General features: G+C 67.5%; 21 protein-coding genes. 17 read left to right on the forward strand and 4 right to left on the reverse strand.

The window, feature by feature from the left end:
- Positions 1 to 76: 76 nt before the first annotated feature.
- Entirely contained in the window at positions 77 to 1024 is a 948-nt protein-coding gene (gene lipA, locus ETR14_RS24240; protein ID WP_129392349.1) for a lipoyl synthase, read from the forward strand.
- A 24-nt stretch (positions 1025 to 1048) separates the two neighbouring features.
- Positions 1049 to 1552: a type II toxin-antitoxin system RatA family toxin gene (locus tag ETR14_RS24245; RefSeq protein ID WP_129390129.1), complete on the forward strand. Its 504-nt coding sequence runs from the start codon at positions 1049 to 1051 to the stop codon at positions 1550 to 1552.
- Here ETR14_RS24245 and ETR14_RS29435 read toward each other — a convergent pair.
- Genes ETR14_RS29435 through ETR14_RS24255 form a run of 3 tightly spaced genes read right to left on the reverse strand, consistent with a single transcriptional unit; the run spans position 1495 to position 3695 of the window.
- A complete protein-coding gene (locus ETR14_RS29435; protein ID WP_243455669.1) occupies positions 1495 to 2025 on the reverse strand; it encodes a CinA family protein in 531 nt (176 codons plus the stop codon). The two genes, ETR14_RS24245 and ETR14_RS29435, sit on opposite strands and share 58 nt — an antisense overlap.
- Positions 2022 to 2531, reverse strand: coding sequence for a hypothetical protein (locus ETR14_RS29440; RefSeq protein ID WP_243455670.1), 510 nt, complete (start codon positions 2529 to 2531; stop codon positions 2022 to 2024). Before ETR14_RS29440 ends, ETR14_RS29435 begins: the two co-directional genes overlap by 4 nt.
- Complete coding sequence (locus ETR14_RS24255) at positions 2532 to 3695, reverse strand: bifunctional 2-C-methyl-D-erythritol 4-phosphate cytidylyltransferase/2-C-methyl-D-erythritol 2,4-cyclodiphosphate synthase (protein ID WP_371416731.1); 1164 nt, start codon at positions 3693 to 3695, stop codon at positions 2532 to 2534.
- A gap of 65 nt (positions 3696 to 3760) precedes the next feature.
- On the opposite strand from ETR14_RS24255, the gene dusB reads away from it, so the two are divergent.
- The 5 genes from dusB (at position 3761) to hflX (ending at position 10465) form a co-directional block, all read left to right on the forward strand.
- Positions 3761 to 4759 (forward strand): tRNA dihydrouridine synthase DusB, encoded by a 999-nt coding sequence (gene dusB / locus ETR14_RS24260; RefSeq protein WP_129390135.1) that lies wholly within the window; start codon positions 3761 to 3763, stop codon positions 4757 to 4759.
- A 100-nt stretch (positions 4760 to 4859) separates the two neighbouring features.
- Positions 4860 to 7109 (forward strand): ATP-binding protein, encoded by a 2250-nt coding sequence (locus tag ETR14_RS24265; protein ID WP_243455671.1) that lies wholly within the window; start codon positions 4860 to 4862, stop codon positions 7107 to 7109.
- Positions 7110 to 7111: 2 nt separating this feature from the next.
- Positions 7112 to 8500, forward strand: coding sequence for a sigma-54 dependent transcriptional regulator (locus ETR14_RS24270; RefSeq protein ID WP_129390138.1), 1389 nt, complete (start codon positions 7112 to 7114; stop codon positions 8498 to 8500).
- A gap of 154 nt (positions 8501 to 8654) precedes the next feature.
- A complete protein-coding gene (gene hfq / locus ETR14_RS24275) occupies positions 8655 to 9152 on the forward strand; it encodes an RNA chaperone Hfq (RefSeq protein WP_129390141.1) in 498 nt (165 codons plus the stop codon).
- Positions 9149 to 10465, forward strand: coding sequence for a GTPase HflX (hflX, locus tag ETR14_RS24280; RefSeq protein ID WP_129390143.1), 1317 nt, complete (start codon positions 9149 to 9151; stop codon positions 10463 to 10465). The genes hfq and hflX overlap by 4 nt, the downstream gene beginning before the upstream one ends.
- Here the strand turns inward: hflX and mazG are convergent.
- On the reverse strand, positions 10462 to 11190 hold the full coding sequence (gene mazG, locus ETR14_RS24285; protein ID WP_243455954.1) for a nucleoside triphosphate pyrophosphohydrolase: 729 nt from the start codon (positions 11188 to 11190) through the stop codon (positions 10462 to 10464). The genes hflX and mazG overlap by 4 nt on opposite strands.
- 295 nt (positions 11191 to 11485) lie before the next feature.
- On the opposite strand from mazG, the gene ETR14_RS24290 reads away from it, so the two are divergent.
- Genes ETR14_RS24290 through ETR14_RS24335 form a run of 10 tightly spaced genes read left to right on the forward strand, consistent with a single transcriptional unit; the run spans position 11486 to position 20616 of the window.
- On the forward strand, positions 11486 to 14113 hold the full coding sequence (locus ETR14_RS24290) for an ATP-binding protein (RefSeq protein WP_165356602.1): 2628 nt from the start codon (positions 11486 to 11488) through the stop codon (positions 14111 to 14113).
- A complete protein-coding gene (locus ETR14_RS24295) occupies positions 14113 to 14685 on the forward strand; it encodes a Pvc16 family protein (RefSeq protein ID WP_129390152.1) in 573 nt (190 codons plus the stop codon). Before ETR14_RS24290 ends, ETR14_RS24295 begins: the two co-directional genes overlap by 1 nt.
- Positions 14682 to 15374: a hypothetical protein gene (locus ETR14_RS24300; RefSeq protein WP_129390155.1), complete on the forward strand. Its 693-nt coding sequence runs from the start codon at positions 14682 to 14684 to the stop codon at positions 15372 to 15374. The genes ETR14_RS24295 and ETR14_RS24300 overlap by 4 nt, the downstream gene beginning before the upstream one ends.
- 39 nt (positions 15375 to 15413) lie before the next feature.
- The gene (locus tag ETR14_RS24305) at positions 15414 to 16511 is read left to right on the forward strand and encodes a hypothetical protein (protein WP_129390158.1); all 1098 of its coding nucleotides are present in this window, start codon (positions 15414 to 15416) and stop codon (positions 16509 to 16511) included.
- A 31-nt stretch (positions 16512 to 16542) separates the two neighbouring features.
- Complete coding sequence (locus tag ETR14_RS24310) at positions 16543 to 18075, forward strand: phage tail sheath family protein (RefSeq protein WP_129390161.1); 1533 nt, start codon at positions 16543 to 16545, stop codon at positions 18073 to 18075.
- 22 nt (positions 18076 to 18097) lie between these two features.
- The gene (locus ETR14_RS24315) at positions 18098 to 18532 is read left to right on the forward strand and encodes a phage tail protein (RefSeq protein ID WP_129390163.1); all 435 of its coding nucleotides are present in this window, start codon (positions 18098 to 18100) and stop codon (positions 18530 to 18532) included.
- A gap of 12 nt (positions 18533 to 18544) precedes the next feature.
- Positions 18545 to 18931, forward strand: a complete 387-nt coding sequence (locus tag ETR14_RS24320; RefSeq protein ID WP_129390166.1) for a hypothetical protein — start codon at positions 18545 to 18547, stop codon at positions 18929 to 18931.
- The gene (locus ETR14_RS24325) at positions 18931 to 19110 is read left to right on the forward strand and encodes a DUF6760 family protein (protein ID WP_129390169.1); all 180 of its coding nucleotides are present in this window, start codon (positions 18931 to 18933) and stop codon (positions 19108 to 19110) included. The genes ETR14_RS24320 and ETR14_RS24325 overlap by 1 nt, the downstream gene beginning before the upstream one ends.
- 1 nt (position 19111) lies before the next feature.
- Positions 19112 to 19561 carry a phage tail protein gene (locus ETR14_RS24330; RefSeq protein ID WP_129390172.1) on the forward strand — a complete coding sequence of 150 codons (450 nt, stop codon included), beginning with the start codon at positions 19112 to 19114 and terminating at the stop codon, positions 19559 to 19561.
- Positions 19558 to 20616 carry a hypothetical protein gene (locus tag ETR14_RS24335; protein WP_129390175.1) on the forward strand — a complete coding sequence of 353 codons (1059 nt, stop codon included), beginning with the start codon at positions 19558 to 19560 and terminating at the stop codon, positions 20614 to 20616. Before ETR14_RS24330 ends, ETR14_RS24335 begins: the two co-directional genes overlap by 4 nt.
- Positions 20617 to 20618 lie beyond the last annotated feature (2 nt).

The following is a 20618-nucleotide window of genomic DNA, read 5'->3' on the forward strand; positions in this document are numbered from 1 at the left end:
ATCCTCCCGTTTGACGCCGGTTAGCCGGGGAGGGGAAGGGGTGGCAAGTCGGGCCCGGGATCGCTATCTGGCCGGCATGACCGACGCCGTTCTTCCCGCCTCCGCCCAGCCGATCGCCCCGAAGCCCGAGGGCAAGGTTCGCAAACCCGATTGGATCCGGGTCAAGGCGCCGACCAGCGTCGGCTTCGGCGAGACTCGGAAATTGATGCGCAGCCTCAATCTCGCCACCGTCTGCGAAGAGGCGGCGTGCCCCAATATCGGCGAGTGCTGGACCAAGAAGCACGCGACGGTGATGATCCTCGGTGACACCTGCACCCGCGCCTGCGCCTTCTGCAACGTCAAGACGGGCATGCCGCGCATGGTCGATCCGCTCGAGCCGGAGCATGTCGCGACCGCCGCCGCCGAGCTTGGCCTCGAGCATATCGTGATCACCTCGGTCGATCGCGACGACCTTCCCGACGGCGGCGCCAGCCAGTTCGTCAAGGTGATCGAGGCGCTGCGCCGCAACACGCCTTCGACCACGATCGAGATTCTAACCCCCGATTTCCGCAACAAGCCGGAGGCGGCGATCGAGGCGATCGTCGCGGCGCGGCCGGACGTCTACAACCACAATCTCGAGACCGTGCCGCGGCTCTATCCGACGATCCGTCCGGGCGCGCGCTATTATGCCTCCCTGCGCCTTCTCGAGAGCGTCAAGCGGCTCGATCCGACCATCTTCACCAAATCCGGGCTGATGACGGGGCTTGGCGAGGAGCGGCTCGAAGTTCACCAGGTGATGGACGACATGCGCTCGGCCGACGTCGATTTCCTGACCATGGGCCAATATCTCCAGCCGACCCCGCGCCACGCCAAGGTCATCGAGTTCGTCACGCCGCAGGCCTTCTCCGCTTACGCCGCGATCGCGCGGGCCAAGGGGTTCCTGCTGGTGGCGGCCTCGCCGCTGACCCGGTCGAGCTACCATGCCGGCGACGACTTCGCGAAGATGAAGGCAGCGCGCGAAGCGAAGCTTGCCGGGAAACGTTGAGGCGGACGGGCGTTAGGTCAGCACATGCCTCGTCATTCCGAAACCCGCCGCCTTCCGTACCGGCCCGAACAGATGTTCGATCTGGTCGCAGACGTGAAGCGCTACCAGGAGTTCCTGCCTTGGGTCGCCGCCACCCGCATCCGATCGGACAGCGAGACGGTGATGGTCGCCGACCTCGTGGTCGGCTTCAAGGCGATCAAGGAAAGCTTCACCTCCCGCGTCCACAAGCAGCGGCCGCACGAGATCAAGATCGACTATGTCGAAGGTCCGCTCAAATATCTGCACAACGACTGGCGCTTCGAGCCGGACGGGGAGGGCGGCACCAAGATCGATTTCTGCGTCGATTTCGCCTTCCGCTCGCGGATCTTCGAGAGCCTCGCCGGGCAGATGTTCGATCGCGCCCTGCGCCGGATGATCGGTGCGTTCGAAGAGCGCGCCCATCAGCTGTACGGCCCGGGCGGAGAGCAGCATCAGCCTGAGGGCGGCGACACCGGCATCAACAATTCGAACGCGCAAAGCGCCGCCTGACGGCGGATTCCGCCGCGGCCGAGATCGCCGAAATTCTTCGTGTCGGCGACGATCTCCTTGGGATCGGCGCCGCGCCGGGCGCGCGCGAACACGACGGTGCCGACCGGCTTGCGATCGCTGCCGCCGCCCGGCCCGGCAATGCCGGTAATCGCCACCGCCGTATCCGCACGTGTCTTGCCGAGCGCGCCCTGCGCCATTGCCCAGGCGGTTGCGATCGAGACGGCGCCGAAGGTGTCGAGCACGTCCTCGGCGACACGCAGCAGGTCCATCTTCGCTTCGTTCGAGTAGGTGACGATTCCGCCCTCGAACACGTCGGACGATCCCGCAATTTCGGTCAGCGCGGCGGAGACGAGACCGCCGGTGCAGCTTTCCGCCACCACGATCCTCTTGCCGACTGCACGGTTGGCCTCGATCACCTTGCGCGCAGCCTCGACCAGCTCGGTGGGCAGGATGAAATCTTCGCGGTCGCTCACATCGCCTCCGTCGGACAGAAGCGGACCGGCGGGTTCTTGTCCTTCTTGCTCGAGGCGATGAGGATCAGGCGCACCAGATTGGCCAAATTCTGCGGCGGCAACGGCGCGAGCAGGGCGGCGGCTTCGTCGATCTGCGCGCACTCTCTCGCGCTGATCTGCTTGAACGGTGCGGTCCGGGCCATGTCCCGCACGAAGCGCCCGACCGTGTCTCCGCTGATGCCGTCCGGGAGTTTGCCGTCGCCGAACTTCGCGAAGGCGGTGGTCGCTCCATCGGCGTGGGTATCGCTTTCGGCGGCAAGGCGTGCAGCGAGGGCGCGTCCGCCGGTCGGCAGATAAGCGTCGGGCGGCAGCAGCGCCTGACATTTGTTGGCCGCACCTTCCAGCAGAGCGGGAAGGACGAACAGGCTCAAGTCCGTGAATTCGGCCTTGGTCATGCACGGCGGCGCCGGCGCGGCGGTCGCCGCCTGGGTTGCGGCAAGCAGCACGGCGCCAATCACGATCTTCATCTACTCTTCCTCCGGTACGCTGACGGTCGCGATCGCCTGTGCCGCAATGCCTTCGCCGCGTCCGGTGAAGCCGAGCCGCTCGGTGGTCGTCGCCTTGATGCTAACCCGCGCCGGCGGCAGCCGCAACAAAGCGGCCACGGACGCCCGGATCGCCTCACGGTGCGGGCCGACTTTCGGCGCCTCGCAGATGATCGTTGCATCGACATGATCGATCCGGCCGCCGCGCGCTTCGATCAAGCCATGCGCATGCTCGATGAAGCGCGACGATGCTGCGCCGCGCCACTGCGGATCGGAGGGCGGGAAATGCTGGCCGATGTCCCCGGCGCCGATCGCTCCGAGCAGCGCATCGGTGATCGCGTGCAGGACGACGTCGGCGTCGCTGTGGCCCTTGAGCTTCCTGCCGTGCGGGATGAGGATCCCGCCCATCCACACGCCGCTGCCGGCTTCGAAGGCGTGGACGTCGAAGCCCATGCCGGTGCGGCTGGTCAGACGACGGGACAGGCGCTGCTCCGCCCGCGCGAAATCGTCTTCATAGGTGAGCTTATCGAGCATCGTGTCTCCTTCAACGGCCGCAACCTCGATCCCCGCCGCGCGGGCGATCTGGGCGTCGTCGGTCGCAATGCCGTTGTTCCACGCGCGGTGCGCATCGAGAATGTCGGGAAAGCGGAAGGTCTGCGGGGTTTGGACCCGCACGAGCCCGGTGCGCGGCACGACCTCGCCGAGCACCTCCCCCGATCGAGCCAGCGTGTCGACGACCGGCAGCACCGGCACCGCGCCGCCGCAGCGGCGTGCGGCTTCGATCGCCGCCTCGATCACCTTGGCGGGCAGAAACGGGCGCGCGGCATCGTGGATGAGCACGATCTCGGCACCGCCGGCGGCCGCGATCGCTTCGAGACCGAGACGCACCGAATCCTGCCGCTCCGCGCCGCCGATGATCGGCGGCTCCGCGACACGGCCACCAGCGGCGGCGGTGAACAGCGCCTGCTGGCCGGGGCCGATGACGACGCGAACGGCGTCAATCGCCGGATGCTCCAGATGCTCGATCGCGTGGGCGATCAGCGGCTTGCCGGCAATCCGGCGATATTGCTTGGGAAGGTCGCCGCCCGCCCGCGTGCCGCTGCCGGCGGCGACCAGCAACGCGACTGTCTTGCCCCGCATCTTCATCGGCGGCTGCCTAACGCAGCGCGATCTTGCCCGCCAGCACCTTTGCCACTATCTCGCGGGCTCCCATGCCGAAGCTGTCGCCCATCTCCATCGGTCCCGTCCGGATCGACACGCCCGTGGTCCTGGCGCCCCTCACCGGCGTCACCGACCGGCCGTTCCGCAAGATGGTCAAGCGCTACGGCGCCGGGCTTACCGTCACCGAGATGATCGCCAGTCAGGCGATGATCCGGGAAACGCGCCAGTCGCTGCAGAAGGCCGCCTGGGATCCGATCGAGGATCCGGTGTCGATGCAGCTGGCCGGTTGCGCGCCGGCGGAGATGGCCGAAGCGGCGAAGCTCAATGAAGATCGCGGGGCGGCGATCATCGACATCAACATGGGCTGCCCGGTCAAGAAGGTGGTCAACGGCGATGCCGGATCGGCGCTGATGCGCGATCTGAAGCTCGCCGCGTCGATCATCGAGGCCACCGTCAAGGCGGTCAGCGTGCCGGTGACCCTGAAAATGCGGATGGGCTGGGATCATTCCAGCCTCAATGCGCCCGAACTCGCCCGCATCGCGGAGGATCTCGGCGTCAGGATGATCACCGTGCACGGCCGGACCCGGAACCAGCTCTACAAGGGCGAGGCCGACTGGGCGTTCGTGCGCAAGGTCAAGGATGCGGTGTCGCTGCCGGTGATCGTCAATGGCGACATCTGCAGTCTTGAGGATGTCGAGACGGCCTTGTCGCTGTCGGGCGCCGACGGGGTGATGATCGGCCGCGGCGCTTATGGTCGTCCCTGGCTGCTCGGCCAGGTGATGCACTGGCTGGAGACCGGCGAAGGCCGGCCGGATCCTTCCGTCGACGAACAGTTCGATGTGATCTGCGCGCAATATCGCGACATGCTCGACCATTATGGCACGGTGATCGGAGTCAACGTCGCCCGCAAGCACATCGGCTGGTACACCAGGGGCTTCCACGGCTCGGCCGAATTCCGCAACGCGTTCAACAAGGAAGCCGACCCGAACCGGGCGCTTGCGACCCTGCGCGAATTCTATGCACCCTGGCTGAGCAGGGCCGCGGCCTGATCCGCGCCTGCGACCAGTTCCTCCGACCCTGCGGTGGAGCGGTAGGTTTCAACGCAGATACTGTGTTCTTTTTGCCACAACGTTGTGGTAGCCCTGCCGGGTGAACGCTGAAGTGCCGATTCCCGGGGAGACGAGGCCACGCTGGCGGCGGCGGCTTGCGGTGACCTTCGGTCGGCGCATTTTGCCGATCGTCGAGCTGCTCACCGGCGGTGTGCTGATCGCGATCGTCACGATCAGCTACTTCATCATCAGCACCCAGCAAGGCGAGCAGGGGTTGCTCACCCCGCCGGTGGTCGCAACCCTGCTGGTCGCCAATCTCGTTCCCGCGATGGCGCTGATGGTGCTGATCGCCCGGCGCTTCGCGATGCGCCGTGCGGCGCGCTCTCCGATCGGCGGCAAGGGGCGCTTGCACGTCCGGCTGGTCGCGATCTTCTCGCTGATCGCGGCGGTGCCGACTTTGATGGTGGTGGTGTTCGCCTCGCTGATCTTCCAGGTCGGCAACGAATTCTGGTTCTCGCCGCGCGCGCGTTCGATGATCGAGAATGCCAATGCGCTCGGCCAGCAAGCCTACACCCAGGAACGGGATCGCGTCCAAAAGGAAGCGACCACGATGAGCCTCGACCTTGCCGGCTATCTCGAAGAATATCCGATCGACAGCCTCGAGTTCATGGAGGGGTTCGGTAAGCAGGTGCTCTACCGCAACCTCTCCGAAGCCCTGATCGTCACGGTGACACCGGAGCGGGGGGTGCAGACCCTCGCGCTCGTCAATCCGTACGATCGCCAGCTCGAGAAACTGGTCACCCCGGATCGGATCGCGCCCCTGCGGGCCGGCGCGCCCAGCGTCGTCGTTCGCGAGAAGAACCGGATCGGCGCGATCACGCCGCTCGCCTTCGGCAAGGACGTCTACCTCTATGCCGCGCGCGACCACGATTCCTCGATGGTCGACCAGCTCCAGCGCGCGGAGGAGGTCCTAAAATCCTATAACAGCCTGGTCGCGCGCGCCCGCGTCCTCCAGCTTCGCTTCAACGCGGCCCTGCTGCTGGTTTCGTTGCTGATCACCGGGGCCGCGGTGTGGATCGCGCTCCGGGTCGCGGACCGGCTGGTGCGCCCGGTCTCGGAACTCGTCGATGCGGCCGGGCGGGTCACGGCCGGCGATCTTTCCGCACGCGTCCCAGCGACGACGGTGCGGGACGAGGTCGGCACGCTCGGCAATGCGTTCAACCGGATGACCCGCCGGCTGGAGGAACAGACGGGGGCGCTGGTGTCCGCCAACGAGCAGCTCGACAGCCGCCGGATGTTCATGGAAGCCGTGCTCTCCGGTGTCAGCGCCGGTGTGATCTCGGTCGACGCAGGGCGCAGCGTGCGCCTCACCAACAGCTCGGCCGAGGCCTTGCTCAAGACCGACAAGGATGCGGCGGCCGGGCGGCCGCTCGACGAGCTCGCTCCCGAGCTCAACAAGTTCCTCGACGGCGGCGAGCGCGAGGACATCATCCAGGTCGCCAGCGCCGGCGAGCCGAGGACGCTGGCGGTGAAGCGCGTCCGGGTGGAAGGCGGCCACGTTCTCACCTTCGACGACATCACCGAACAATTGCTCGATCAGCGCCGTGCGGCCTGGTCGGACGTCGCCCGCCGCATCGCTCACGAGATCAAGAATCCGCTGACTCCGATCCAGCTCGCCGCCGAACGGCTGCAGCGCCGCTACGGCAAGGAGATCAGCTCGGACAGCGCGACATTCGAGCAGCTGACCGGAACCATCGTCCGCCAGGTCGGTGATCTGCGCCGGATGGTCGATGAATTCTCCTCGTTCGCGCGGATGCCCAAGCCGATCTTCCGGGAGGAATCCCTGGCCGAGATCGCGCGCCACGCCTTGTTCCTGCACGAGGTCGCCCATCCCGACATCGCGTTCAGCCTCGATGCGCCGGACCCCGCACCGTTGCTCGTCTGCGATCGCCGCCAGCTCGGCCAGGCTTTGACCAACGTCGTCAAGAATGCGGTGGAGGCGATCCAGCAGAAGCATGACGAAGGTCGCCTCGGCGCGGCCGAGACGATCGCGATGACGATCCGGCAGGGCGCTGGGCGAGTCTGCATCGACGTGCAGGACAGCGGCATCGGCCTGCCGCCCGATCGCGGCCGGATCACCGAGCCGTATATGACCACGCGGGTGAAGGGCACCGGCCTCGGGCTCGCGATCGTCAAGAAGATCGTGGAAGAACATTTTGGGAGCATCGCCTTCGAGGATGCCCCGGGCGGCGGCACGATCGTGCGGCTCGCCTTCGACTCGGAAACCCTCGCACGCCTGGACGGGGCGGGCGAACATGATGACCACAGAGACATGGCGGCAAACGGTTAGATATGGCCCTCGACATACTCATAGTCGACGACGAACAGGATATCAGGGACCTCGTCTCCGGGGTTCTGGAGGATGAAGGCTATGCCACGCGCACGGCGGCGAACAGCACCGACGTGCTCGCCGCTCTCGCCGAGCGCCGGCCGTCGCTGGTCCTCCTCGACGTCTGGCTGCAGGGATCCAAGCTGGACGGCCTGCAATTGCTGGAGGAGATCAAGCGGCGCGATCCGACCTTGCCGGTGCTGATGATTTCCGGACACGGTAATCTCGACACCGCGGTCGCCGCGATCCGCCAGGGCGCGGTCGATTTCATCGAGAAGCCGTTCGAGGCCGGGCATCTGCTGCATCTGGTCGCACGCGCGACCGAGACCGACCGGCTGCGCCGCGAGAACGCGACGCTTCGCGCGCAGATCGGCCAGGAGACCGAGCTCACCGGATCGAGCATCGCGATCAACGCCGTCCGCGCGACTCTCAAGCGGGTGGCGGGAACCGGCAGCCGCGTCCTGATCACCGGGCCCGCCGGCGTCGGCAAGGAAGTGGCGGCGCGCCTGCTCCACGCCTGGAGCAACCGCACCCAGGGCCCCTTCATCGTCGTCAGTGCCGCGCGCATGACTCCGGAGCGGGTCGAGGAGGAATTGTTCGGAGTCGAGGAGGGTGGCGAACTCGCCCGTCCGGGCTTGCTCGAGCAGGCGCATGGCGGCACCCTGTTCCTCGACGAGATCGCCGACATGCCGCTGACGGCCCAGGCGAAGATCCTGCGCGTTCTCACCGACCAGAGCTTCACGCGCGTCGGCGGCCAGCGCGTGGTCAAGGTCGACATGCGGGTCGTATCGTCGACCGCCCGTACGCTCTCGGAAGAAATTGCCGGGGGGCGCTTCCGCGAGGATCTGTTCTACCGGCTCAACGTCGTGCCCGTGCACCTGCCCGCGCTGGCCGAGCGCCGCGAGGACATCCCCGAGCTCGTCTCCCACTTCGCGGCGCGCTATGCCGCGGAGCAGAGGCTGCAGACGCCGAACTTCTCGGGCGACGCGGTCGCCGCGCTGCAGGCCTATGACTGGCCGGGCAACGTCCGCCAGCTGCGCAACGTGATCGAGCGCACGATCATCCTGGCGCCGGGCGCGCGGGTCGGATCGATCGAGATCGACATGCTGCCGCCGGAACTGCTCAACGAGCAGGCCAGTCTCAGCCCGGGCGAGGCGGTGAAGGCGATCATGGGCACGCCGCTTCGCGAAGCCCGCGAGACGTTCGAACGGGAGTATCTCAAGGTGCAGATCCGCCGCTTCTCCGGCAACATCTCGCGCACTGCCACGTTCATCGGCATGGAGCGCTCCGCGCTGCACCGCAAGCTCAAGGCGCTCGGCATCGCCGACACGCGCGGCGACGACAGCGAGTAAGCGGTTCAAAACGGGATCCGCCGATCGGCGATTTTTGCGGTCCGAAAGGCCGATGCCGATATTGAAACCGGGGCTTTTAGCCCCAGCTATGTTTTTGCTGCCTTCGGCAGGATCACATGCGGGACCGACATCCCGCCAATAAGGAGAAAAGGGAATGGCCGACAAGGTCAATAACCTCCAGGACATGTTCCTCAACAGCCTCCGGCGCGCCAAGACTCCGGTCACCATGTTCCTGGTGAAGGGGGTCAAGCTTCAGGGCATCATCACCTGGTTCGACAATTTCTCGGTGCTGTTGCGCCGGGACGGGCAGGCGCAGCTCGTCTACAAGCACGCCATCTCGACGATCATGCCGGCACAGCCGCTCAATCTCGAGGAGATCGAGCGCGCGTTCGACGAGCAGATGGAGAAGCGAAAGCCGACCCTGCTTCAGGAAGTGTTTCTCGGCGCGGTTCGCCGCTCCGGCGAACCCGTAACGATGTTCCTGGTCAATGGCGTGATGCTGCAAGGCGAGATCATCGCCTTCGATCTGTTCTGCATGTTGCTCGAGCGCGATGGCCTCAGCCAGCTCGTCTACAAGCATGCCGTCTCCACCGTTCAGCCCGAGCGGCCGGTGAGTTTCATGGACCACGAAGACGAGGAGTCGGCAGCCTGAGCGTCTTCAATCGCGAAACCGACGCGGAATTCGCCCGCGGCGCCCGTGCCGTCGTCGCTCTGCCGGATCTCGGCGGAAACGATAATCCGCGCGACGTCGAAGCCCGTCTCGATGAGGCGGCGGGCCTCGCCGAGGCGATCGGCATCGAAGTGGTCGAGAAGATCCACTTCAAGATTCGGGCGCCCCGTCCGGCCACCTTGTTCGGCAAGGGGCAGGTGGAACGCATTGCCGAGGTGCTCGAAGGCCATGAGGCCGAGTTGCTGATCGTCGACGCCCCGATCACGCCCATCCAGCAGAAGAATCTGGAGACCGGCGCCAAGGCGAAGGTGATCGACCGAACCGGCCTCATCCTCGAAATCTTCGGGGAGCGTGCCGCAACCGCGGAAGGCCGGCTGCAGGTGGAACTCGCCCACCTCGACTACCAGGCGGGACGTCTGGTGCGAAGCTGGACCCATCTCGAACGCCAGCGGGGCGGTTTCGGCTTCCTCGGCGGCCCGGGAGAGACCCAGATCGAGGCCGATCGCCGGCTGATCCGCGATCGCATGGCCAAGCTTCGCAAGGAGCTGGAGCAGGTCACACGGACCCGCAACCTGCACCGGGCCCGGCGGCAGCGGGCGCCGTGGCCGGTGATCGCCCTGGTCGGCTACACCAATGCCGGCAAGTCGACCCTGTTCAACCGGGTCACCAAGGCCGACGTCATGGCCGAGAATCTGCTGTTCGCGACGCTCGATCCGACGATGCGGGAAATCCCGCTGCCCGGTTTCGACAAGGCGATCCTCAGCGACACCGTGGGGTTCATCTCGGAGCTTCCGACTCAGCTGGTGGCGGCCTTCCGCGCCACGCTCGAGGAGGTCATTTCGGCCGACCTCATCATCCACGTCCGCGACATCTCGCACCACGATAGCGATGCGCAGCGCGATGACGTCGAGCGCGTGCTGACCGAGATTGGCGCCCGGCGTGAAGAGGGCGGCGCACCGTTGATCGAGGCCTGGAACAAGATCGACATTCTGGGACCGGACGATGTCGAGCGTGTCCGCGCAGAAGCGGCGCGCCGCGAGGACGTGATGGTCATCTCGGCGCTGAGCGGCGAAGGCGTCGATCGCCTTCTTGCCTGCGCCGGCGAGCATCTGCGCAAGGGGGCGACGGTGCGGCAGATCCGCCTGGACGCCACCGACGGCGAAGCGATCGCCTGGCTCTACGCCAACGGCGAAGTCGTCGGGCAGCAGAGCGAGGATCTGTCTACGCTCTACGAGGTTCGGCTCTCGGATGCGGACTGGGCGCGCTTCCAGGCGCGGCAGGGCGAGACCGCCTAACCCGCGGCAGGAGATCCAAGCGTCCGCTTGGCCTCCTGCCAGAGCGCTTCCAGCGCATCGATGTCCATATCTTTCAGCGGCTTGTCGGCGATCTCTTCGACCTTTCGGAAGCGAGACTCGAAGCGCGCCGTGGCCCCTCGCAAGGCCGCTTCGGGATCGATCCCGAGATGGCGGGCGTAGTTCACCACGGAGAATAGCAGGTCACCGAGCTCGGCCGTGCGCTCCGCATCGGTGGCCGCGGCCTCGATCTCGGCAATCTCCTCGTCGATCTTGGCGCGCGGACCGGACACGTCCGGCCAGTCGAAGCCGACCCGGGCGGCGCGCGCCTGGATCTTGGCGGCACGCTTCAGCGCCGGCAGCGCGAGCGCGACTCCGGCCAGAGCGCTGCGATCCTCGTGATGACCGCGCTCGGCGGCCTTGAGCGTTTCCCAGCCGGGGCTCTCGGCCGCGTCGCCGAAGATGTGGGGGTGGCGCCGGATCATCTTCGCACTGATGGCGCGAATGACGTCGTCGATCGCGAACGCGCCGCGTTCCTCGGCGATGCGGCTGTGATAGACGACCTGAAGCTGCAGGTCGCCGAGCTCGTCCTTGAGGTCGGCCAGGTCGCCGCGTGCGATCGCATCGGCGACCTCATAGGCTTCCTCGATCGTATAGGGCGCGATCGTTTCGAACGTCTGTTCGCGGTCCCAGGCACAGCCGGTTTCCGGATCGCGCAGGCGCCGCATGATTGCAACCAGCGCATCGAGCGCCTCCGCAGGATCCTCGGTACCGGGCTCGGCAGGAGGGGGATTTGGCAATGTGTCGTCCCTGATTGTCTGCGCCGTCCTTCTACAGAGCCACGGCAGGGATGCCAGCGCGGCGTCGTCGGCCCGATCCGACGATCTAGATCGAAAGGAGGAGATCAAAGGGGGCGGGCCGCGGCCCGTGCATCGCATTGTCTAGATCCCGGATAGATCGTCGCGATCGATGGCACGGCGGTCGCGCCGGCTTACCCTTGGCCGCCTGGAGGGTGGTGCGCGGATGCCGGAGAGTCGGACGCTGCTGATCGTCAAGGTGGGGGAGGGCGATCCGATCGACCTGCTCTTCGAGACGCTCGACGACGCGCCCGATCTTGCGCTGGCGACCGCCCGGCCGGTGCGCCTGGCCGAAGCCAAGCTGCTGCTCCAGCGGGAGGAACTCGCGGTTGCGCTGCTGATCGGCCGCGAGACCGAGGTCCAGGCCGCAGCCCGCGAACTTCGCGGGCTTCGCCCCAGCCTGCACATCGTCACCGTCTCGATCGAGCAGGGCACCGCCCAGCTTGCGGTACAGGACTCCAATTTCGCCGAATTGCTGGTGGTGATCCGCTCGCTGCTCGACGAGGCGGCGGACACCGACAGCAAGCGGGTCGGCGTCACCCGCAACTATCGCGCCCATCTGCCGCCGTCGCGCCGCCGCGAGCGCGCGCGGCGGAACCTGCCGGTGCCTACCGGCCCCGCTACAGAGAGCGAGGTGGCGGGCAGCCTCGGCGCGGCTCTCACCTGGGTCGAGGCCGCAACGCGGGCGTTGATGGAGATGTGGCTCGGCAAGCCGAGCGAGTCGCCGGGCTTCGTCGTCAGCTGGGATTCGCTGCAGCGCTGGTGGACCGCGATCGCCGGCATCGCCAGCCGGCGCAGCGACACGGCCGATCGGGCATTCGACCGATTCCGGCAGCGACTGGTGGAGGAGCAGAAGAGCCAGACCCCGCTGGTACGCCTCGCCCGTCTGCTCGGCGACGACGACATCGCGCTGAAGCTGCACCTGATCGTCGCCGCCAGCGATTTCGACGTTCGGTTCCACCGATTGTTCGGCGTTCTTCAGGACGATTTCGGGCGCCGTTATCCCTCGCTCGGTCTCGCCTGCGCGATCATTGCCGCTTCGCAAGAGGGAGCGACTCCGCTCTCGGTTCGGAGTGCCATCGCCGGCAACAGACTGCTCGGGCAGAGCGGGGTGATCGCCACCCTTGCTTCGGGTGCGGTGAACGCGGACGAACCGCTGCGCCTGGAACCCCGCGTCGTCGACTGGCTGCTCAATGCGCAGGACGAAAGCCTGATCCTGCAGGATGAACTGCGCCTCCTTCAGGGCTTCCCGGCAGACGCGGTCGACCTCGTGCCGACCGGCCGCCGGCGAACCATCCGGCTTGTCGAGCGGCGCGCGATCCAGGCGCATGGCGGGATCGACCAAGTGGCGGCGGTTCTTCTCGCGGGATCGGTCCCGGGCTGGCTGGAAGCCGATGCCGGCGCGCTGGCCGGCGTGGAGGTGCGGATCGCAGCGCCGGAGTCGCTGCCCGCCGCAGACGCGATCGAGCGGACGCTGGCGCTGCACGTGGCGACCGCCAACCTCACCGGACGCCGGCTCGTCGTCGATCTGCGTGGGCCGGGCGGCATGGGCTTGTGGCAAGCCTTGCTGCCATTGCTCGACCTTGCCGATGCGCCGCCTTACGCGATCGCGCCCAATCCGGCGCAGCTGCTCGGGGCGGCGGTGCGCGGCGATCTCGCAATCGCGATGCTGCCGCCGCCGACGGCTGCGGACCGCCGGGCCGCGGTGGCTGCGATCCTGGGAATTGAGGAGGACGAAGACGATCGTGACGAGGCTGCAGGCGGGCTCGTCGACAGCCTTTCCGACCGCTTCCGTATCGGACCGGTGCAGATGGCTGACGCGGGTGCGCTGGCACGGGCCTCTGCCGCCGGAAAGGGCCGGTCCGGCGTCCCCGACGACGACGATTGGCTCAGTGGCTTTCGCCGTGCCGCAGGCGCCAGCGCGCCGAGCCTCGCCCGCCGCATCGAACCTCAATCCTGCACGTCCGGCGAGGGCGAACGGCCGTCGGGCTTTCCCTGCCTCACCGACGTCGTGCTGCCGCCCGATCAGCATGAGCAGCTTCGCGCGGTGCTCCGGCACGTCCGCTGTGCATCGACGGTGCTCGACGATTGGGGCTTCCGTGCGCTCGTCGATGCCGCCGGGATCGCCGCCTTGTTCACCGGCGAGAGCGGCACCGGTAAGACGATGGCGGCGCATGCGCTCGCTTCCGAGCTCGGGGCGGATCTCTACGCGATCGATCTCGCCAACATCGTCTCCAAATATATCGGCGAGACGGAGAAGAATCTCGACGTCATCTTCGACGATGCCGAGCGCGCCGGCGCCGTCTTGCTGTTCGACGAGGCCGACGCCCTGTTCGGCAAGCGCAGCAACGTCGGCGACGCCCATGATCGCTACGCCAACATCGAAGTCGCCTATCTGCTGCAGCGCATGCAGCTCTTTCCCGGCCTCGCCATTCTCACCACCAACCATCCCGAGAATATCGACGCTGCGTTCACGCGGCGGCTGCGCTTCCGGGTCGATTTCCCGCGTCCGGACGTCGCCGCCCGCCACGCCATCTGGGAACAGTCGGTTCCGGAGCGGCTTCGCACCGGCTTCTTCGATCTGAAGCAGGTCGCGGCCGCGCTCGACGTCACCGGCGGCACGATCCGGCTGATGGGGCTGCACGCCGCCATGCTCGCGGCCGAGAGCGGCGAGCATATCTCGTTCGCGCACGTGCTCGAGGGCGCCCGCGCCATGCTCGTCCGGCTCGGTTCCTATTCGGAGCTGCCGCGGCTCGACGCGATCGCCCAAGCGCACCGGGCGGAGGCCGCGTGATGGCGATCGATCTCGTCACCGCTGCCATCGTGGATGCCATCAAGGCGTCGCTGCGCAATGCTCCAGGCGTACCGCCGGGCGCCTTCAACATCGTCGTCGGGCCGCCCAATGGCGGCGGCTCGGCGGACCTCGTCCTGTTCCTGTATCTGATCACGCCGGCACCGGAATTGCGCAACGCCGAGCGAATCCGGCCCTTTCCCAATCTGGGCGATGCGCCGCAATCGATGGCGCCGGCGGTGCCGCTGGAGCTCCATTATCTGCTGAGCCTCGGCGCACAGACCAGCTCCGCCATCGCCCAAGGCCTCGCGATGCTCGGTGACTCGATCCGGGCGATCGAGGCCGCGTCGCCGCTCGCAGTGCCTGCCGGCGGGCAGAGCGCGGTGTGGCTGTCGCTGCTGCCGCTCACCACCGACGAGATGTCGCGCATCTGGGGCCTGTTCCCGAACGAGAATTGCAGATCGTCCTTCGCCTTCCGCGCCTCGCCGGTGTGGATCGATCCGCGCGCGCCGGCCGAACCGATCCCGCCGGTCACCGATGACGAGGCCATCGTCGGTCGGAAGGAGGCGGCATGACCGCGCTCGACCTGCCCAGCCCGGACTCGATCAAGCGCCGCGCCATGTTCGCCCTGGACTTGGTCGATCCGATCACCGGCCGGTTCGCCGGTGCCGACATGGCGGTGACCCTCGCCGGCTTTCGTCCGCCCCGGATCGCCTCCAATGGCCGGCTCGTCTGGAACGACGTCGATCCACCGGCGCCGCGCGATCTCGTCGTGCGCGGGGTCTCGCGCAGCGGCGCCTTTGCGCCGTTCGAAACCGCGTGGACGACGCCCGAGCGGGCTCCGGGCGACGACGGCGCCGGCCTCATCCACCGCATCACGCTCGAGCCGACCGGACTCTACGAGCCGCCTGCGGGGGCGCTCGCCGCGGCCGGCATGCTGATCGGGGATGGCGTCGGCCGCGCGCCGGTCGCCGGGGCCGAGATCCGGATCGAGCTTCGCGAAGCCGGATCGGCGGCGGTGATCGCGGGCTCCTACCAGGGCCGAACCGACCTTCGCGGCGGCTTCGTCGTCGTCGCCGGCGACATCGGCCTGGCGACGCCCGCCGCCGCCTCGCCGGGCCCCGAGGGCGGCCTGGTGGGCTGGCTGAGGATCGCGCGTGGCGCCGACGTCAGATTCTCGCCGCTGCTGCCGCTGCGCCGGGACCGGCTGCATCGGCTGCCGGCCCCGCTCGTCTGGGCGGATCTCGGCGAGGATCCGCCCTGAGCGCGGTCGACACCGCCCGAACCAGACAGGAGACGGAACATGATCATCCAAGCCGACACAGCGCAGCAGAACGAAGGGACGGATCCGACCGAAGGGCAGGGGAACGTCGTCGACGACGGCCGCCAGCTCGCCTCCGCCGGAAGCGACGACACGCCGCCGGCGCGGCGAAGCGGCGCGGCGACGCGGCAAGGCGGGGCCGCACCCGCATCGGCTGCCGAAAGCGGTGCGGCACCGCCGCAGCTGCCCGCGGCGGACGATCCGCGCGACGACAAGGTCGAGGATCTCGCCAGGGCGGCTGCGATCGCAGAAGCCCGCAAGGCGATCGAATCCGCGACGATCGAGATTCACTCGACCGCCTGGGACAAGGAGAAGGCGCGCCGGGCAGCGGCCGACGACTATAAGCTGGCGGTCGCGCCGGATGGGATCGTCTGGGCCAAGTTCAAGGCGGCCGACGCCGATTTCGAGCGTACTGCGGGCGACATGGCGGACAAGGTGGACGACTGGATCGCCGCCAATCTCAGCGATCCCAAAGCGCGCCTGCGGCAGTTGCTCGAAGAGCGCCGCCAGCTCGGCGATCGGCTTCGCAGCCGCTACGGCGAGCGCGAGCGCGCCCGGGCGGAGGCGCAGAGCGCGGCCAAGAGGTGGAGCGACGCCTTCGCCGCCTGGTCGAAGCCGGGTGCCAGGGCTTCGGCCCTGATCGGCGAATATGCCGACAAGATCCGCAAGCTCAACGCTGAGATCAACAATGACGAAAATCGCGATCTCGCCATCTTCACCTTCTGGTTCGAGGTCGCGCCCAAGCACCTGCAATTGCGGGTCAAGCCGCTGCCGGCGGAGATCGCCCAGAATGTTGAGGCGCTGCGCGAGGCGCTGAAGCCCGACAACGATCTTCGCCGCCGCCTCAAGCTCGGCAAGGACCGGGACGACGGCAGCCTCTTCCTCGATCCCGCGCTCGATTATGCCGAGCACCGCAAGACACTGCTGACCCGCTGGGCCGAGGCGGCGGACAAGCTCGGCGAGGCCGAGGCCGCCTACAAGCTGCGGCCCGACGATGCCGCGGCGCTGAAGCAGCGCGCCGACAAGCTCAAGGACGACGGCTGGCAGAAGACTGCGGCCGAGATCCTGAAGGCGGCCTGATTTTCGCTCTTTCTTCGAAACGGAGGCTCCCATGCCCGAATATCTCGCACCCGGCGTGTTCATCGAGGAGATCGAGCGTGGACCACGCCCGATCGAAGGCGTCGCGACCAGCACCGCCGCCTTTCTGGGCGAAACCGAGCGCGGCCGGACACGTCCGCTGATGGTGACCAGCTACAACGAATATCGGCGCCATTTCGGCAGCGTCTTCGCCGAGGGCAAATACATGCCCTACGCGCTGTCCGGCTTCTTCGAAAATGGCGGCCGGCGCGCCTACGTCTGCCGCATCGTCGGCCCCGGTGCCGAGACGTCGTCGCTGGATATCGGCGCCTTGCGCTTCTCGGCTCTGGGTGCCGGGAAATGGGGCGACCGGATCCTCATCCGGATCGACGAGAGCTCGACCAGAACCGGTACGGATCCGATCGGCTTTCGTCTGCGTATCGCCTATTGGCAGGTGGATCCGCCGGGCGGAAGCTTCCCGGACCCGTTCGATCCGACGCAGAGCGACACGCTGCCCAAGCCGACGCTCACCGAGGATTTCAACGACCTCGTCTGGAACAACCCGCTTTCGCCGGATTACTTCCTGAAGCGGCTCCAGGACGCGTCCGCGCTGATCCAGGTGTCGGTGATCGGTGACGTCACCGACGTTCCCGTCACCCCGCTTACCCCGCTCTCCGGTGGTGCCGATGCCGGCGCGGCGCCCGGCGTTCCGGAATATGAAGGGCAGGATCCGGACAGCCAGCGGCGGACCGGCCTCGCCGCGCTCGATCTCGACGAATATCGCGAGGTCGCGCTCGTCACGGCCCCTGCGGCGCCGGTCGACGTCGTCTCGAAGGTGATTTCGCACTGCGAACGGAGCCGCTTCCGCTTCGCCGTGATCGATCCCGAGCGCGGCAGCGCCAATGCCGCGTCGCTCGATCCGCGAAGCGACTGGGACACGCAATATGCCGCCTTCTATTATCCATGGATCGCCGTCGCCGATCTGCAAAGCGGGGTCCGCCGGCAGGTGCCGCCCAGCGGCCACGTGCTCGGCCTCTACGCCCGCACCGATATCGATCGCGGGGTCTGGAAGGCGCCGGCGAACGATGTTCTGCGCGGCGTCGTCGACCTCGAATATTATGTCGATACCGGCACGCAGGAGGTGCTCAATCCGCGCGGCGTCAACGCCATCCGGCGCTTCCCCGGACGCGGCATCCGGGTGTGGGGCGCACGCACGCTGAGCTCCAACTCGCTGTGGAAATATGTCAGCGTCCGCCGACTGTTCATCTTCCTCGAGCGCTCCATCTACGAGGGCACCCAATGGGTGGTGTTCGAGCCCAATGACGAACGATTGTGGGAGCGGGTCAAGGACACGATCCGGCTGTTCCTGCGCACCCAGTGGCGCAACGGCGCGCTGATGGGACGGAGCGAGGAGGAGGCGTTCCTCATCGCCTGCGACCGTTCGACGATGACCCAGGACGATATCCTGAACGGCCGACTGATCTGCGAGATCGGCATCGCGCCGGTGCGGCCGGCGGAATTCGTCATCTTCCGGATCTTCCAGAACACGGCCGAAGCGCAGCCCTGACCGGCTGCAAGAGGAGGCGCATATGGCACGCAACGACCCGCTCCGTAACTTCCGCTTCAGGGTGGAAATCGACCAGGTCACCCAGGGCTTTTTCAGCGAGGTGGCGATCGGCGAGACGACCACCGAGGCGGTCGACTATCGCGAGGGCATCGATCCCACGCACGTCCGCAAGCTGCCCGGGCTCACCAAATACGGCAACATCACGCTCAAGTGGGGCGTGACCGACTCCACCGAGCTCTACGAGTGGCACAAGAAGATCGTGGGCGGCGGCATCAAGGACAATCGCAAGTCGGTGAAGATCATCGTCATCGACGAATCCGGCGCCGACAAGGCGAGCTTCCTCGTCTCGGAAGCGTGGCCGACCAAATACGATCCGAGCGACCTCAACGGCAAGGGCAACGAGGTCTTCATCGAGCTGCTCGAGCTGGTCAACGAAGGCATCGAGCGCACCCGTTAAGCGGAGGACGACATGGACCGCATCGCATCGGGCGCGTTCCGCACCGAAATCGAATTCACCCTGCCCAAGGGCTTCATCGACGACACCGGCGTTCTGCACCGCCGCGGCGTGATGCGGCTCGCCACCGCGGCCGACGAGATCCTGCCGCTGCGCGACCCGCGGGTGCAATCCAACCCGGCCTATCTCACCATCATCATCCTCGCCCGGGTAATCGTGAAGCTCGGCGGCGTGCCGACCATCGACACCCAATTGGTCGAGCAGCTCTTCGCCTGCGACCTCGATTATCTGAGGGGCCTCTACGAAGCGATCAACAGCGCCGACGAGCCGGACGGCCTGCCCGAGCAGGGGCGCGCCAACGGCCGGACGGCGGGGGGCCTGCCCGTCCTGGGGGAAGCCTGATGGCCTACCCCGTGGCCGAACTGTACGGGGAGATGGCGTTCATCGCCGCGCATTTCCACTGGAGCAGCGAGACGCTGATGACCATGGCGCATGGCGAGCGGCGGCGCTGGTGCCGCGAAATCTCGGCAATCAATCGGCTGCAGAGCGGGGCGCCGGCCGACCCGTTTGCGGGGCTCTGAGGTGGCGGTCACCGATCCTTATGCGGGATTCCGCTTCGTCGTTCTGCTCGATCAGGTGCGGGTCGCGGGCTTCGCCAAGGTGCGCGGGCTCGGGCGCGAAACGCGGGTCGAGACGTTCCGGGAGGGCGGGGTCAACGATCACGAACACAAGCTCGTGACGATGACCAGCTACGGCAACCTCATCCTGGAGCGCGGCCTCGCCGACCCGGAGATGCTGGTGTGGCACCAGCTCGTCATCGAGGGCCGGGTGCTGCGGCGCATGCTCACCATCTCGCTGCGCGACGAGAATGATCGTGAGGCGTGGAGCTGGCTGGTCCATGGCGCCTTCCCGGTAAAATGGTCGGTGGCCGATTTCGACGCAGCGTCGGGCCAGATCGTCGCGGAGACGGTCGAGCTCGCCCATAACGGATTCCTGGTGAAACCCGGGCTTCGCGGGAGCCGGGCGGCATGACGCCTCGTCCGCCCCTCGGCATCGTCCGTCCGCTGGCGCGCACCGTGTTCGCCCGCGAGGCGATGGCGCGGGGGCGCACGCGTCCGCTGTCGATGTTCTGGCGGCGCCCGCGCCGGCAGCCGAACCGGGCTGCGACCCTGATCCGCCACGCACCGCACTTCGCGCTGACCCTCAACCTTGCATTCTCGCATCATGCGGGCGCGGCTGCCGCCTTGCGGGCGCGCCGAGATCAGGCGCCGAGCGCCGGTGCGGCGAGGGCAACTCGTCTTCAGCCTTCCAGGCTGGTCGAACGTCTGTTCGCATCTTTCAGGCCGCAGAGGGCACAGGCCGGTCTTGCGCCGATCCTCGCGGAGCATCCGGTGTGGATCGAGCGGGCTGCGGCGCGGAACGTCGGGAATTCCGAGCAATTGGCCGTTCGCTTGGCGCCCGGCGCAGCCATGACCCCGTTGGGGTTCCGGGCACCAGCGGCGTTGACGCGCCGATCATCGCCGACGGAGCGCCGGCTGCAAGGGGCCGATGCGGCAGAACGCGGCGTCCCCAGGAGTGCGCAGGCGGGCTCCTCGGGCATGCCTTTCGAGTCAGTCCGGCCTTCCACCTTCGTGCTGGATCGGCTCGTCGTCGCACGCGGCGAACGAACCCTGATCCACTCGCTGGCCAACATTTCGCGCCAGGCGCCAATCGCGCCGGCATCGCCGCAGTCCCGCGCGCGAAGGTCTCTGTCCATGCCGCTTTCCCTGGTCGCACCTGCCGCCCCCAGAACGGCGCAGCTTGTGCAGGAAGGGAGGCCCTCCGTTGCGCGTGCGCGCCCTGTCGAGCGTGTCTGGGCGACCCCCAGGACCGGTGGCGGGGAGGGCACAGCCGTGTCGCTGCTGCAGCCGCACATGCGCGACGGTGCGGCAGCGGCCGCCGGCTTCATCCCGTCGGCGGATGCGGCGCGGCCGATCGCGGTCGCGGCCACGGTGCCCGCCGCGCCGGACGTCAATCTGATGGTCGATGAAGTGATGCGCCGGATCGACCGGCGGCTGCGCAGCGAAAAGCTGCGCCGCGGCATGTGAGG

The sequence above is a fragment of the Sphingosinicella sp. BN140058 genome (assembly GCF_004135585.1).
Lineage (GTDB): Bacteria > Pseudomonadota > Alphaproteobacteria > Sphingomonadales > Sphingomonadaceae > Allosphingosinicella.

What these genes read in the sequence shown, in the direction of transcription:
- ETR14_RS24270 (WP_129390138.1), top strand. Translation starts at nt 7,112, where the DNA reads ATGGCCCTCGACATACTCATAGTCGACGACGAACAGGATATCAGGGAC.
- ETR14_RS24320 (WP_129390166.1), top strand. Translation starts at nt 18,545, where the DNA reads ATGGACCGCATCGCATCGGGCGCGTTCCGCACCGAAATCGAATTCACC.
- ETR14_RS24325 (WP_129390169.1), top strand. Translation starts at nt 18,931, where the DNA reads ATGGCCTACCCCGTGGCCGAACTGTACGGGGAGATGGCGTTCATCGCC.
- ETR14_RS24295 (WP_129390152.1), top strand. Translation starts at nt 14,113, where the DNA reads ATGGCGATCGATCTCGTCACCGCTGCCATCGTGGATGCCATCAAGGCG.
- ETR14_RS29440 (WP_243455670.1), bottom strand. Translation starts at nt 2,531, where the DNA reads ATGAAGATCGTGATTGGCGCCGTGCTGCTTGCCGCAACCCAGGCGGCG.
- lipA (WP_129392349.1), top strand. Translation starts at nt 77, where the DNA reads ATGACCGACGCCGTTCTTCCCGCCTCCGCCCAGCCGATCGCCCCGAAG.
- ETR14_RS24300 (WP_129390155.1), top strand. Translation starts at nt 14,682, where the DNA reads ATGACCGCGCTCGACCTGCCCAGCCCGGACTCGATCAAGCGCCGCGCC.
- ETR14_RS24310 (WP_129390161.1), top strand. Translation starts at nt 16,543, where the DNA reads ATGCCCGAATATCTCGCACCCGGCGTGTTCATCGAGGAGATCGAGCGT.
- ETR14_RS24305 (WP_129390158.1), top strand. Translation starts at nt 15,414, where the DNA reads ATGATCATCCAAGCCGACACAGCGCAGCAGAACGAAGGGACGGATCCG.
- ETR14_RS24335 (WP_129390175.1), top strand. Translation starts at nt 19,558, where the DNA reads ATGACGCCTCGTCCGCCCCTCGGCATCGTCCGTCCGCTGGCGCGCACC.
- ETR14_RS24245 (WP_129390129.1), top strand. Translation starts at nt 1,049, where the DNA reads ATGCCTCGTCATTCCGAAACCCGCCGCCTTCCGTACCGGCCCGAACAG.
- mazG (WP_243455954.1), bottom strand. Translation starts at nt 11,190, where the DNA reads ATGCGGCGCCTGCGCGATCCGGAAACCGGCTGTGCCTGGGACCGCGAA.
- ETR14_RS24290 (WP_165356602.1), top strand. Translation starts at nt 11,486, where the DNA reads ATGCCGGAGAGTCGGACGCTGCTGATCGTCAAGGTGGGGGAGGGCGAT.
- dusB (WP_129390135.1), top strand. Translation starts at nt 3,761, where the DNA reads ATGCCGAAGCTGTCGCCCATCTCCATCGGTCCCGTCCGGATCGACACG.
- ETR14_RS24255 (WP_371416731.1), bottom strand. Translation starts at nt 3,695, where the DNA reads ATGAAGATGCGGGGCAAGACAGTCGCGTTGCTGGTCGCCGCCGGCAGC.
- hfq (WP_129390141.1), top strand. Translation starts at nt 8,655, where the DNA reads ATGGCCGACAAGGTCAATAACCTCCAGGACATGTTCCTCAACAGCCTC.
- ETR14_RS24315 (WP_129390163.1), top strand. Translation starts at nt 18,098, where the DNA reads ATGGCACGCAACGACCCGCTCCGTAACTTCCGCTTCAGGGTGGAAATC.